Raw genomic sequence first — 13,424 nt, forward strand, 5'->3', positions numbered from 1 at the left:
CGTCAAAGTCAAATGCAAGCTGTACAGGTTGACGCAGCAGGCGGAAGCTTCTCCAAGGACCAGGAATATCCTGGCTATCCTCCGGCGCAATGATTGGAATATGTTGAAGCTGTGTCGCCATCCGTGCGGCTTCTGCGCACCGCCTGTAGGCATAAGAAGTGGAAATCAGCAAGTGATCGGCAACGCTTGGCATGTGGTTGTTGAAGTGCTGCAGCAATCCGAGATAAGCGGATGCCAAGGAGCCGTTTTCCGCCAGTAACTTTTGCTGCTCATTGGCCTCCTCCTTGTACAGCAGCTCATCCAGTACGTTGCTGCCCTGATTGCTGAAAGGGATCGGGCGATGGGGTGCATGTCGTCCTCATCGCCATATGGGGAATGATCCAGTCGGACAGCGTAGCGCACACGGGTATCGGTATATCGCACAAGTGCTTGATACAGGTAGCTGAGGAGCAGCTTCTGATGCTCAGGATTGCCGAGATCCAGAGTGGCTCCAGCTTTTGGAGTCATGGTCGATGCGAGTAACCAGGCCTCATTGATTACATCAGAGAGTTGATACTCACCGCGTGTACCAGAAGCTATCCGTTGCAGGTCTTTTTTGCGAGTCGTCACAAAATAGGAAAAATCGCCATCGAAAGGGATGTCCATGCCATGAGCCTCATAACGTCTACAGAAAGAGAACCTGATTGCAGGTTCATGCGTATAGCGATCCTCCATGGAATGGATGGCATGATTTTTAAAACGGTCAGTCAGTTATATGACAATGGGCGCAAGATATCGGCACATTGCATGGGTGCCAGCAAGCTGGAATGCAGGGTTTCAAGGGCTAACAAGAATCAAGTTGCGTTACAGTCATGATCTATGTCTAGCAGTAGCTCGTCACCATCCTCTGCGTCTTTCATGCGCCAAGCCCTGACCGAAGCCGAACAGGCCGCCGCCCAGGCCGAAATCCCGGTAGGCGCCATCGTCGTTGGCCCGGACGGTCACACCATCCTGGGCCGGGGCCATAACTGCTGCATTGCCGACCACGACCCGTCCGCCCACGCAGAAATCCAAGCTATGCGCGCAGCCGCCCGCACGCTGGGCAACTACCGGCTGGAAGGCTGTACGCTGTACGTCACGCTGGAACCCTGCGCCATGTGCAGTGGCGCCATGCTGCACGCGCGCCTGGCGCAGGTGTTCTATGCCGTGCCGGATTCGCGTACTGGCGCCGCCGGCTCGGCACTCAACCTGTTGGCTCCGTCTGCCATCAACCACCAGACCTCGGCCAGCCTGTTGTCCGATGCCGATGGCGGTGCAGCACTCAAACAGGCCTGCGCCGATCTGCTCATGCGCTTTTTCCGCAGCCGCCGCGAGCAGCAGGCACAACAACGCCAGCAAGCCGACCATGCGCCCTTGCGCGAAGATGCGCTGCGCCCATCGGCCAAGGCGCTGAAGGAAGTGGGCGTCTGGCAAGCTGATTCCCGCTGGACGCTGGTGTCCGATCCCGCCCAGCCGACAGCTGCCGCCTGGCGCATGCACCACCTGGAGCAGGGCGATGCCGCTGCGCCTACCGTAGTGCTGCTGCATGGATACGCCGGCCATGCCCGGCTCTGGCAGGATCTGGCCAGCCAGATCACCGATGCTGGCTGGCGTGTCCTCGCCCCGGATCTGCTCGGACACGGCCTGAGCGACAAGCCGCGCAAGCCTGATCAGCACCAGCTGGCCTGGCACCAGTCCCTGCTGGTCTCCTGGATGCAGGCGCAGCAGTTGCCTGCAAACACCTGCTGGGTCGCACTCGATCAGGCCGCGCTACTGCTGCCAGCCAGCATTCCGCCACAACAGATCCTGGCACTGGATACGCCCGATGCCGCGCTGCGCTGGCCTGATGACAATCGCGATCCATCCCGCCTGGACTGGCGCCAGCGCGCTCAGCGCAGTCCGGTTTTTGATTTGCAGGCCCATTGGGCGATTCCCGAACAGGCCGCGCTGCTGCAGGCCAGCTACCCCGACGCCGGCCACCGCACCGCCATGCGCTGGCCGCTCTGGGCCGGCCAGCCTGCTGGCGAGGCCGATCGCCAGCACTGGCAACAGCACGGCCGTCGCCTGCTGGTCCACACGCTGGAACCTGCAGCAGATACAGCCGGTACGCCCGGCGCCCGCATCCATGCGGCACTGCGGCACAATAGCTCCATGATCCTCCACTGGCTGCAGCAACAGCGGCCAGCCACCTGACACCCCCATGGCACATCTCTATATCTACTCCCCCTCCGGCTCCGTCCGTGACAAGGCCGGCTTCCGTCGCGCCGTCAAGCGCCTGCAAAAACGCGGCCACCAGGTCGAAATCGATCCGTCTGCGCTCGATAGCCAGCAGCGCTTTGCCGGCGACGATGCCACGCGTCTGGCCGCCATCGGCCGTGCCGCCGCCAGCGGTGCCGATGTTGCCCTGATGACACGTGGCGGCTATGGCCTGTCGCGCATCCTGCCCCAGCTGCCGTACAAGCAGATCACCCGCGCCATCGACAAGGGCACGCGCTTTGTCGGCCTGAGCGATTTCACCGCCATGCAGCTGGCGCTGCTGGCGCACGATCCGCACGCCACCACCTGGGCCGGCAACCTGCTGGTCGATGACTGGGGCCGCGACGACGGCACGGACGAGATCACCGAAGCCTGCTTCGACGAGATGCTGGACGGCAGCAGCGAAGGCGCCGGCTGGTACGTGAAGAAAAAGGAAGCCGATTGTGAAGGCACACTCGGCAAATCAGTGCTGATCGAAGACGCCACGCTCTGGGGTGGCAACCTCTGCGTGCTGACCAGCCTGCTAGGTACGCCATATTTCCCGCAGATAGAAGGCGGCGTGCTGTTCCTGGAAGAAGTCGGCGAGCATCCTTACCGCATCGAGCGCATGCTCAGTCAGCTGCTCTGGTCAGGTGTGCTGGAGCGCCAGCGCGCCATCGTGATCGGCACCTGCAGCGACTACAAGCTGGTGCCGCACGACAAGGGCTATACGCTGGATGCTGCCATCCAGTGGCTGCGCAGCCAGACGACAACGCCAGTCTTCACCGGCCTGCCGCATGGCCATGTGCCGACCAAGGTGCTGCTGCCGGTCGGCCGCCAGGTCACGCTGGCCGCCGAAGATCGTGACCGCCTGCTGTTCTGGGGCCACGATCACCATCACTGAGCGCGGTGCTCAGTTGTTCTGCGTCTGGTAGCTCAGGATGCGCTCGCAGTAGCGCGCCATCAGGTCGATTTCCAAATTGACCTGGCTGCCGGCCTGCAGGGCATGCAGCGCCGTGTTTTCCACCGTGTGCGGGATCAGGTTGATGCTGATTTCGCAGCCGGCCTCGGCGTCCTTGAGTGGCAGATCAACCACGCGGTTCACCGTCAGGCTCACGCCATTGACCGTGATCGAGCCCTTGTAGGCCAGAAAGCGTGCCAGCGCCTGCGGCGCCACGATGCGCAGTTCATGGCTTTCGCCCACGCGCTCGAAATGGCTGACGATGCCGATGCCGTCGACATGGCCGCTGACGATATGGCCGCCCAAGCGGTCGCTGGCGCGCAGCGCCTTTTCCAGGTTCACCGGGCCGGGCTGGTTCAGGCCGGCGGTCTTGTCCAGCGATTCCGCGGAGATATCGATGTGGAACACGCTGGACGGCACGTCAAACTCTACTACCGTCATGCAGGCACCGTTGATGGCAATGCTGTCGCCCAGCGATACGTCCTTCAGATAGCCGGCCGGAGCCTCCACGCTCAGGCGGCTGCCGTGCGCGGCGCTGTCGCCCAGGGCGGTAACGTCAAGAATCTGGCCAACGCCGGTGATGATGCCTGTAAACATGGTGAATCGGGTTCCTGTAGCAAGTGAATGCGCCCATTGTATGTCCGCCAAAAAATGTCAGCGCGAGAGTTGCAGCCCCAGCCATTCGTGCAGCACCAGCCGGCTGTCGAGCAGACCGTAGGCGCTGGGCAGCTGATCCAGCACCGTCATGTCGCGCGGCGCAATCGCTCCCATCGGTGCCGGCACCACTGTCAGCCCATGCCCTTCAAAAGCAAGCAGGGCGCGCGGCATATGCCAGGCATGGGTGACCAGCGCGATACGCTGGATGCCTTGCTGCTGCAGCACGGCCGCCATCAGCCGGCCATTCTCACGCGTATCGCGTGACTGGTCTTCCTGCAGCGTGACCGGGGTCTGCAGCAGCTCGATCGCATCTGCCGCGCCGGTACGTGCTTCCGACCAGGTCAGCTGTTCGCCTTGTGCGCCCCAGCCAACACCGCCCGCGTAGCCCAGTGGCACGCCCAGCTGGCGCGACAGCCAAGCACCATACACCAGCCGTTCCATGGCACGTTCGCGCAGCTGCGGCCGACCATATTCGGCAGCATCCATGCGGATGCCGCCACCCAGCACGATTACCGCTTGCACCTGTTGCTGGCGCAGCTGTGCCGGTGTCTGGATCGCCACCTGCGGCAGCAGCTGTCGCGACATCCACACCGCCGTTGCCTGGCAGGAGAGGAACCACAGGCTGGCGATGCCAAGCAGCAGGGCGCTCCAGCCAGTCCGGCGCTGGCGACGCCACAGCAGCAGCGCACCGATCAGCATCAGCAGCAGCGGGCCACCCGGTGGCAGCACCAGTGCCGTAAGCACCGGCTTCCATGGCCCGAGCGCCAGCAGCCATTCACTCATGCGTGGGTCGGCCAGCCCGCCAGATGGCGCTGGCACAGATCACCGAGGGCATCGATCCACAAGGGGCGGTCATTCAGGCAGGGGATGTAGCGGTAGTCCTGACCGCCAGCGTGGAGAAAGGCCTCGCGCACTTCCGCATCGATCTCTTCCAGCGTTTCCAGGCAGTCGGCGGTAAAGCCGGGGCACATCATGTCCACCTGGCGCAGGCCTTGCTGCGCTAGCGCGATCAGCGTCGGCTCGGTATAGGGCTGCAGCCATTCGGCCTTGCCAAAGCGCGACTGGAAGGTCATCAGGATCTGTTCCGGCGCCAGTCCCAGCGCCAGCCGCAGCGCCTCCGTGGTCTGGTGGCATTCGATCAGGTATGGGTCACCCTGGGCCACCGTGCGCTTGGGCACGCCGTGGTAGCTCAGCACCAGCTTTTCCGCCTGGCCGTGCAGCTGCCAGTGTGCGCGCACGCTGTCGGCCAGCGCGGCGATATAGCCGGCATCGTCCGGATAGCGGTTGACGAAGCGCATCTCGGGGATGTTGCGGATCTGGCGGCTCCAGCCGTAGATGCAGTCGAGCACGCTGCCGGTGGTGCTACCCGAATATTGTGGATAGGCCGGCAACACCAGAATGCGTTCGACGCCCTCGGCCTTGAGCTGGTCCAGCACGCCGGTCAGTGCCGGCTGGCCATAGCGCATGGCCGGCAGCACGCGCACCGACTGGCCACGCGCCTGCAGCCACTGCTGCAGCAGTTCGGCCTGGCGCACGGTCCAGACCAGCAGCGGCGATCCCTGCTCAGTCCAGACAGTGCGGTATTTGGCCGCCGATTGCGCCGGCCGGGTGCGCAGCACGATGCCGTGCAGGATCGGTTTCCAGACCGCTGCCGGGATTTCCACCACACGTGGATCGGACAGGAATTCGGCCAGGTAGCGGCGCACGGCTGTCGTGGTGGGTGCATCGGGCGTACCCAGGTTGCACAGCACGACCGCGGTGCGCAGCACCGGGGCGGAAGACGGGGAGGGGGAGGCAGGTTCTGGTCGGTAGGCCATGAAGCAGGCGGAAGGCCGCAGGATGAAGCAAAAAACGTGCAGTTACAGCAAAAACAAGGGACTTTCCCTTGTAATGACGCGGACTGTACGCAAATCATGGTATCGTAGTTTTCCTTAACTATAAACAAACACGGAGAATATCGTGAGTAATAAAGGTCAATTGCTGCAGGATCCCTTTTTGAACACCCTGCGTCGTGAGCATGTGCCGGTGTCCATCTACCTGGTCAACGGTATCAAGCTGCAGGGTCAGATCGAGTCCTTCGATCAGTACGTGGTCCTGCTGCGCAACACCGTCACCCAGATGGTGTACAAGCATGCCATTTCCACCATTGTGCCGGGCCGCGCCGTCAACTTTTCCGTAAACCCGGAATCGGGCGAAGCCACCACGGGCACTGCCAACAGCTGATCCCCCGGGCGCACTGCGGTGCGCCTGTGGCCAGCCCACATTCCCCCACATGCAAGAACAATCCGAGCGCCCCCGCGCGATACTGGTGGGCGTCGATTTCGGCTTGCCGCATTTTGATGCGGAACTGGCCGAACTGGGCCTGCTGGCCCAGACCGCCGGCCTGGAGCCGGTAGCCCGCATCACCTGCAAGCGCAAGGCCCCCGATCCGGCCCTGTTCGTCGGCAGCGGCAAGGCCGAGGAAATCGCCTTGCTCGCCGAGCAGCACGGCGCCGATGAAATCCTCTTCGACCAGGCCCTGAGCCCGGCGCAGCAGCGCAACCTGGAACGTGCCCTGCAGCGCGCGGTCAACGACCGCACCATGCTGATCCTGGAAATCTTCGCCCAGCGCGCGCGCAGCCACGAAGGCAAGCTGCAGGTCGAACTGGCACGCCTCCAATACCTCAGCACCCGGCTGGTACGCCGATGGAGCCACCTGGAACGCCAGGCTGGCGGTATCGGCATGCGTGGCGGCCCTGGTGAAACCCAGATCGAGCTGGACCGCCGCATGATTGGCGATGCCATCAAGCGCACCCGCACCCAGCTGGAAAAGGTCAAGCGCCAGCGCAGCACGCAACGGCGCCAGCGCCAGCGCACCGGTACCTTTACCGTGTCGCTGGTCGGTTATACCAACGCCGGCAAGTCCACGCTGTTCAACGCCCTGGTCAAGGCGCGCGCCTATGCCGCCGACCAGCTGTTTGCCACACTCGATACCACCACGCGCCAGCTTTATCTGGCGCAGCTGGGCCGCAGCATCTCGCTGTCCGACACCGTGGGCTTCATCCGAGATCTGCCGCACGGCCTGGTCGAGGCTTTCGAGGCCACGCTGCAGGAAGCAGTCGACGCCGACCTGCTGCTGCACGTGGTCGATGCCTCCAGCCCGGAATGGGTAGAGCAGATCAACGAGGTGCAGCAGGTGCTGGAGGAAATCGGCGCCGACAGCATTCCGCAGCTGCTGGTGTTCAACAAGCTCGATGCGGTGCTGCCGGATCGCTTGCCCACGCAGCTGTTCGACAGCTACGAGATCGCCCACCGCCAGGTGCCGCGTCTCTACCTGAGTGCCAGCACCGGCGACAACCTCGAAGCGCTGCGCGATTTCATGGCCGAAGCAGCCCGCGCCAAGTGGGAAGCGACGCATGTCCCTGGCATGCCTGCTGCCCGCGACGACGAGCCAGACGTGCGATTTGATTGAGTTTTTTCCGCTTGCTGCAGGGCACCAACAAGTCCCTGTGCCACGGAAGGCGCCGAGTTGACTGGTATAGTCTTCCATTCGGCGCCAGCGTCCCCATCTGACAGCATGGTGGCCTTGCCCTTGCGGCAGCCAGGCCATGATTTGCGTATCTGGGACCGTTCCAGACCCGACCCCTGAATACCCATGGATTCGATGAACGACACCTATTCCTCCCGTCCTTCTGCAGGCTCGCGCCGGCCGGCTGCCTGGCAGCGTCTGGCGCAGGCCCTGCCTGCTTCCTGGCAGCGCATGTTCAACCTCAACGATCCGCGTTGGGGCCGTGGCGACCAGGACGATGACCGTCCGGCTGCCGGGCGCGATCCGCAGAACCACCAGAACGACGAGCGTCCGCCGCAACCGCCGCAGCGCCCGAATCCGGGCAAGCGCCCCGACAACGGCCCGCCGGATCTGGACGAACTCTGGCAGGACCTGAACCGCAAGCTGGGCGGCCTGTTTGGCGGCAACAAGGGCGGCCAGCAGGGCGGTAGTGGCAGCAACGGTGGCGGCGGTGGCTTCCCCGGCTGGAACCGCGGCCCGGATGGTGGCAACAGCAAGGGCACGCGCATCGGCATTGGCCTGATCGCTGGCGTGCTGCTGGTGATGTGGCTGCTCAGCGGCTTCTTCATCGTGCAGGAAGGCCAGCAGTCGGTCATCACGCGCTTTGGCTCCTACCGTTCCACCGTCGGTGCCGGTATCAACTGGACGCTGCCGTACCCGATCGAACGCCACGAAACCGTCAACGTGACCCAGATCCGCTCGGTCGACATCGGTGGCGAGAACATCATCCAGAGCACTGGCCTGCGCGAGTCGGCCATGCTGACCTCCGACGAGAACATCGTCGAGATCAACTTTGCCGTGCAGTACCGCCTGAGCAATGCGCGTGACTACCTGTTTGCCAGCCGCAATCCGGACCAGGCCGTGATCCAGGCCGCCGAAACCGCGGTGCGTGAAGTGATCGGCAGCATGCGCATGGACGCGGCGCTGGCCGAGGAGCGTGAGCAGATCGCGCCGCGCGTGCGCCAACTGATGCAGCAGATCCTGGATCGCTACCAGGTTGGTATCGATGTGGTGGGCGTGAACCTGCAGCAGGGCGGCGTGCGTCCGCCGGAGCAGGTACAGGCCGCATTTGACGACGTGTTGAAGGCCGGCCAGGAAGCCGAACGTGCCAAGAACGAGGCCCAGGCCTATGCCAACCGCGTCGTGCCGCTGGCCACCGGTACCGCATCGCGCCTGCGCTCCGAATCCGAGGCCTACAAGGCCCAGGTGGTGGCACAGGCCGAGGGTGATTCGGCACGCTTCAGCTCGATCCTGCCCGAGTACCAGAAGGCACCGCAGGCCACGCGTGACCGCATGTACAACGACACCATGCAGGAAATCTACGGCAAGGTCACCAAGATCATGGTCGATACGCGCCAGGGCAGCATGCTCTACCTGCCGCTGGACAAGATCATCCAGCAGACGCAACAGGGCGCTACCGCAGCGGCGGCTCCGGCTGCAGCAGCTCCGGCACCGGCAGCAGCGGCATCGACTCCGGCAGCCCCGGCCGATGCACGCACGCGTGAAACCAGCACCACGGCGCGCAGCCGTACCGGTTCCTGAGCGGACCACCCGACCAGATTTGCAAGAGACTGAGTCAGATGAATAACAAATTGATAACCTTCGTCGTTGGACTGTTCATCGCCCTGGTGGCGGCCAGTACCCTGCTGTTCGTGGTGGACCAGCGCCAGTTTGGCGTGGTCTACAACATGGGACAGATCAACCGCGTGATCAGCGAGCCCGGCTTGTACGTGAAGATGCCGCCGCCGTTCCAGAACGTGCGCTTTGTCGACAAGCGTCTGCTGACGCTGGACAGCCAGAACAACGAATCGGTGCTGACGGCCGAGAAACAGCGCCTGGTGATCGACTGGTACGTGCGCTGGCGCATCGCCGATCCGCAGGCCTATATCCGTAACGTTGGCCTCGACGAGGCTGCCGGCAGCGTGCAGCTGTCGCGCGTGGTGCGCGATGCCTTCCAGCAGGAAGTCAACAAGTACACCGTGAAGCAGATCCTGTCCAGCAAGCGCGACGAGCTGATGGACAACGTGAAGGAGCAGGTGGTTGGCGCCGTGACCGGTGGCACCAAGGCCTGGGGCATCGAGATCGTGGACGTGCGCGTGACGCGTGCCGACTACGCCGAGGCGATTACCGAATCGGTCTACCGCCGCATGCAGGCCGAACGTGAACGCGTGGCCAACGAGCTGCGCTCCACTGGTAACGCCGAAGGCGAGAAGATCCGCGCCGAAGCCGACCGCCAGCGTGACGTGACGATTGCCGAAGCCTACCGTGATGCCCAGCGCGTCAAGGGTGAGGGCGATGCCGAGGCAACCCGCATCTATGGCGAATCGTTTGGCAAGAACCCGCAGTTCGCTAACTTCTACCGGGGTCTGGAAGCCTACCGCAAGAGCTTCGATGCCAAGGGTGACCTGATCGTGGTGGATCCGCAGAACAGCAAGTTCTTCGGCACCTATCGCCAGGGTGGTGCCGGCGGCAATGACTGATTGCCGCGGCCTGCGCGCCAGCTGCCATGGATGATGTCCTGTGGCTGGCGTTGGCCTTCATGCTGATGTTTGAAGGCCTGTTTCCCTTGCTGCTGCCGCGCAGCTGGCGCGAGACCTTCCAGCGCCTGGTACAGCTCCCGGACCAGCAGATCCGCCTGTTCGGCTTTGCCAGCGTCGCCGCCGGGCTGCTGCTGTACTGGCTGATCGCGGGCTGAGGCCACGCGCCACAGCCAGATGCAAACCGGGTAGAATCCTCTTTTTAACAGCCCCCATTTTTCCCCATGTCAGCCTGGGTACTTCCCGACTATATTTCTGATGTGCTGCCCGCCGAGGCACGCCTCATCGAAGCGCATCGCCGTGCCTTGCTCGACACTGCGGGCAGCTACGGCTATGAGCTGGTCATGCCGCCATTGGTCGAGCATATCGAATCCCTGCTGACAGGCACCGGCAAGGCGCTGCACATGCAGACCTTCAAGATGGTGGATCTGCTCTCCGGCCGCACCATTGGCGTGCGTTCCGACACCACGCAGCAGGTCGCCCGCATTGATGCGCACCTGCTCAATCGTCCCGGCGTCACGCGCCTGTGCTATTGCGGCCCGGTGCTGCACACGCGTCCGTCCCAGCCTGGCGCCAGCCGTGAACCGCTGCAGTTCGGTGCCGAAATGTACGGCTACGAAGGCATCGGTGCCGAGCTCGAAAGCCTGGCGCTGGCGCTGGATACCCTGGCGGCGGTCGATGTGCCGATGGAACAGGGCCTGGTAGTGGACCTGGCCGAGGCCAGCATCGTGCCTGCGCTGCTGGCACAGGCGGCTGATAGGGCGGTAGACGCCAACAGCATCCAGGACGCCCTGATCACCAAGAATGCCGAAGCGCTGCGCGAAGCTGCTGCTGCACTGCCCGAAGCCGTGCAAGAGCAATTGTTGGCACTGCTCGGCCTGTATGGCGGCGTCGATGCCGTGCTGGAGCGCGCGCGTGCCGTGCTGCCGCCGCTGCCGGCCATCACCTCGGCCCTGAACGATATCGCCTGGCTGGCCCAGCAGCTGCGCCGCACCCATCCGCAGGCCGAAGTGCTGCTGGACCTGGCCGATCTGCGTGGCTATTCCTATTACAGCGGCATCCGCTTTGCCATCTACCTGCCGGGCAGTCCCGATGCACTGGTACGCGGTGGCCGCTACAACGAGGTCGGTGCGGTCTATGGCCGCAACCGTCCGGCCGTTGGTTTCAGCATGGACGTGCGCGCCGTCAGCGCGCTCACGCCCGCCGCTGCCCAGCCGCAGGCCATCCTGGCGCACTGGCGCGAGGACCTGGACTGGCGCCAGGCCGTGCGCGCACTGCGCGCCCAGGGGCGCACCGTGGTGGTGCGCTTCCCCGGCCAATCGCCTGACGAAGGCCAGGAAGGCATGCACTGCCAGAGCGAACTGGTGCAACAGCAGGGTCAGTGGGTGGAACAGCCCCTGACTGTACAAGCCTGATGCCGCGGGCGTGAATGTCGGCAACCCCCATTTTTTGAACGAGGAAACTGCAATGAGCAACAACCTGGATGTCCAGATCGCCAAGGGGCGCAACGTCGTGGTGGTCGGAACCCAGTGGGGCGATGAGGGCAAGGGCAAGCTGGTCGACTGGCTGACCGAAAGTGCCCAGGCCGTGGCACGCTTCCAGGGCGGCCACAACGCCGGCCATACGCTGGTGATCAACGGCGTCAAGACCGCGCTGCACCTGATTCCCAGCGGCATCATGCGTCCGGGCGTCCAATGCTATATCGGCAATGGCGTGGTGGTGTCTGCCGCCAAGCTGCTGGAAGAAATCGCAGGCCTGGAAAAAGCCGGTGTCGAGGTGCGTTCGCGTCTGCGCATCAGCGAGGCCTGCCCGCTGATCCTGCCGTTCCACGCGGCACTGGACATCGCCCGTGAAGCCTACAAGGTCAAGGCCGGCACCGAGAAGATCGGCACGACCGGCCGTGGCATTGGCCCGGCCTACGAAGACAAGATCGCCCGCCGTGCGCTGCGCGTGCAGGACCTGAAGCACCCTGAGCGCTTTGCTGCCAAGCTGGCCGAACTGGTGGAACTGTACAACTTCCTGCTGGCCGAGCGCTACGACGCCGCCAGCATCGATTTTGGCCCGGCGCTGCAGCCTTGCCTGGTCAACGGCCAGATCAGCTATGACGCCGTGCTGGCCCAGGCGACAGAGCACGCTGAGCAGCTGCGCCCGATGATTGCCGATACCTCGCGCGAGCTGAACGAGCTGCACAAGGCGGGTGGCAACATCCTGTTCGAAGGCGCCCAGGGCACGCTGCTGGACATTGACCACGGTACCTATCCCTTTGTCACCTCCAGCAACTGCGTGGCTGGCAATGCCGCGGCTGGTGCCGGTGTCGGCCCGAGCCTGCTGCACTACGTGCTGGGCATCACCAAGGCCTACTGCACGCGCGTCGGTGGCGGTCCGTTCCCCACCGAACTGGATTGGGAAACCGAAGGCACACCGGGTTACCACATGAGCGTGGTCGGTGCCGAGCGTGGCGTGACCACCGGCCGCAGCCGCCGTTGTGGCTGGTTCGATGCCGCACTGCTGAAGCGCAGCGCCCAGGTCAACGGCCTGAGCGGCCTGTGCATCACCAAGCTGGATGTGCTGGATGGCCTGAGCGAGCTGCAGCTGTGCGTCGGCTACGAGCTGGATGGCGAGCGCATCGACATCCTGCCGCTGGGCGCGGAAGACATCGCCAAGTGCCAGCCGATCTACGAAACGCTGCCGGGCTGGACCGAGTCCACCGTGGGCGTGACCGAGTACGACAAGCTGCCGCTGGAGGCACGCCAGTACCTGAAGCGCATCGAGGAAACCACCGGTGTGCCGGTGCACGTGATCTCCACCAGCCCGGATCGTGACCATACCATCATGATGCACCACCCCTTTGCAGCCTGAAGGCTGATCGGGGACAATGCAGGGCTGGCGCAGTCGGCTTCACGACTGCTCCTTGACCGAAAGGGGTGGCAGACATGTTGACTGAAAATGGCGAGCACCTGTATGTGCATCACGAGGAGTACCAGCGGCTGATCGAGCGGCTGGCGCTGCAGATCCATGACTCGGGCTGGCAGTTTGCCACCATCATTTGCCTGGCACGTGGCGGCCTGCGGCCAGGCGATGTCCTGAGCCGGCTGTTCCGTGTGCCGCTGGCGATCCTGGCGGTCAGCTCCTACCGAGACGATGACGGCACGACCCAGGGCGAGCTGCACATGTCGACCGCCATCAGCACTACGCTGCCGGCGCTGATCGGCCCGGTGCTGCTGGTGGATGACCTGACCGACAGTGGCCAGACGCTGCACGCCGTCACCAACATGCTGCGTGAACGCCATCCGGCCATCACCGAATTGCGCACGGCCGTGATCTGGACCAAGGGGATATCGAGCAGGCGTCCCGACTACGCGGCCCAGCACCTGCCGACCAGTCCGTGGATCCACCAGCCGTTTGAAATCTATGACAAGCTGAGCCTGCAGGATTTGCAGCAGAAGAACGCCAAACAGGATTTGTAGTC

At 63.8% G+C, this 13,424-nt stretch carries 14 protein-coding genes; 10 read left to right on the plus strand and 4 right to left on the minus strand.

Going from position 1 to position 13,424, the window contains the following annotated elements; all coding sequences use genetic code 11:
* Nucleotides 1-165: 165 nt before the first annotated feature.
* Nucleotides 166-645 (minus strand): hypothetical protein, encoded by a 480-nt coding sequence (locus V1261_RS04940; RefSeq protein WP_329770327.1) that lies wholly within the window; start codon nucleotides 643-645, stop codon nucleotides 166-168.
* 252 nt (nucleotides 646-897) lie between these two features.
* On the opposite strand from V1261_RS04940, the gene tadA reads away from it, so the two are divergent.
* Both tadA and V1261_RS04950 read left to right on the plus strand, forming a co-directional pair.
* Entirely contained in the window at nucleotides 898-2,211 is a 1,314-nt protein-coding gene (gene tadA, locus V1261_RS04945) for a tRNA adenosine(34) deaminase TadA (protein ID WP_329770328.1), read from the plus strand.
* A 7-nt stretch (nucleotides 2,212-2,218) separates the two neighbouring features.
* Nucleotides 2,219-3,157 carry an LD-carboxypeptidase gene (locus V1261_RS04950; RefSeq protein ID WP_329770329.1) on the plus strand — a complete coding sequence of 313 codons (939 nt, stop codon included), beginning with the start codon at nucleotides 2,219-2,221 and terminating at the stop codon, nucleotides 3,155-3,157.
* 9 nt (nucleotides 3,158-3,166) lie between these two features.
* Here V1261_RS04950 and V1261_RS04955 read toward each other — a convergent pair whose 3' ends face one another.
* Genes V1261_RS04955 through hemH form a run of 3 tightly spaced genes read right to left on the minus strand, consistent with a single transcriptional unit; the run spans nucleotide 3,167 to nucleotide 5,688 of the window.
* Nucleotides 3,167-3,811 carry a riboflavin synthase gene (locus V1261_RS04955; RefSeq protein WP_329770330.1) on the minus strand — a complete coding sequence of 215 codons (645 nt, stop codon included), beginning with the start codon at nucleotides 3,809-3,811 and terminating at the stop codon, nucleotides 3,167-3,169.
* 57 nt (nucleotides 3,812-3,868) lie between these two features.
* Nucleotides 3,869-4,654 (minus strand): YdcF family protein, encoded by a 786-nt coding sequence (locus tag V1261_RS04960; protein ID WP_329770331.1) that lies wholly within the window; start codon nucleotides 4,652-4,654, stop codon nucleotides 3,869-3,871.
* Nucleotides 4,651-5,688, minus strand: coding sequence for a ferrochelatase (gene hemH, locus V1261_RS04965; RefSeq protein ID WP_329770332.1), 1,038 nt, complete (start codon nucleotides 5,686-5,688; stop codon nucleotides 4,651-4,653). Before hemH ends, V1261_RS04960 begins: the two co-directional genes overlap by 4 nt.
* Nucleotides 5,689-5,830: 142 nt before the next feature.
* Here hemH and hfq point away from each other — a divergent pair, with 142 nt between their 5' ends.
* The 8 genes from hfq to V1261_RS05005 all read left to right on the plus strand — a co-directional run bounded on the left by hfq (nucleotide 5,831) and on the right by V1261_RS05005 (nucleotide 13,422).
* A complete protein-coding gene (gene hfq, locus V1261_RS04970; protein WP_026320698.1) occupies nucleotides 5,831-6,094 on the plus strand; it encodes an RNA chaperone Hfq in 264 nt (87 codons plus the stop codon).
* Between the two features lie 49 nt (nucleotides 6,095-6,143).
* Nucleotides 6,144-7,322 (plus strand): GTPase HflX, encoded by a 1,179-nt coding sequence (hflX, locus tag V1261_RS04975; RefSeq protein ID WP_329770333.1) that lies wholly within the window; start codon nucleotides 6,144-6,146, stop codon nucleotides 7,320-7,322.
* A gap of 183 nt (nucleotides 7,323-7,505) precedes the next feature.
* Nucleotides 7,506-8,960, plus strand: coding sequence for an FtsH protease activity modulator HflK (gene hflK / locus V1261_RS04980; RefSeq protein ID WP_405197978.1), 1,455 nt, complete (start codon nucleotides 7,506-7,508; stop codon nucleotides 8,958-8,960).
* A 38-nt stretch (nucleotides 8,961-8,998) separates the two neighbouring features.
* Nucleotides 8,999-9,898, plus strand: coding sequence for a protease modulator HflC (hflC, locus tag V1261_RS04985; RefSeq protein ID WP_329770334.1), 900 nt, complete (start codon nucleotides 8,999-9,001; stop codon nucleotides 9,896-9,898).
* A 26-nt stretch (nucleotides 9,899-9,924) separates the two neighbouring features.
* Complete coding sequence (locus V1261_RS04990) at nucleotides 9,925-10,113, plus strand: DUF2065 domain-containing protein (protein WP_329770335.1); 189 nt, start codon at nucleotides 9,925-9,927, stop codon at nucleotides 10,111-10,113.
* Nucleotides 10,114-10,179: 66 nt separating this feature from the next.
* Nucleotides 10,180-11,370, plus strand: coding sequence for an ATP phosphoribosyltransferase regulatory subunit (locus V1261_RS04995; protein WP_329770336.1), 1,191 nt, complete (start codon nucleotides 10,180-10,182; stop codon nucleotides 11,368-11,370).
* A gap of 52 nt (nucleotides 11,371-11,422) precedes the next feature.
* Nucleotides 11,423-12,814, plus strand: a complete 1,392-nt coding sequence (locus V1261_RS05000) for an adenylosuccinate synthase (protein WP_329770337.1) — start codon at nucleotides 11,423-11,425, stop codon at nucleotides 12,812-12,814.
* A gap of 74 nt (nucleotides 12,815-12,888) precedes the next feature.
* Complete coding sequence (locus V1261_RS05005) at nucleotides 12,889-13,422, plus strand: phosphoribosyltransferase (RefSeq protein WP_329770338.1); 534 nt, start codon at nucleotides 12,889-12,891, stop codon at nucleotides 13,420-13,422.
* Nucleotides 13,423-13,424 lie beyond the last annotated feature (2 nt).

The sequence above is a fragment of the Brachymonas sp. J145 genome (genome assembly GCF_036312245.1).
In the GTDB taxonomy this organism is placed as follows: Bacteria; Pseudomonadota; Gammaproteobacteria; order Burkholderiales; family Burkholderiaceae_C; genus Brachymonas; species Brachymonas wangyanguii.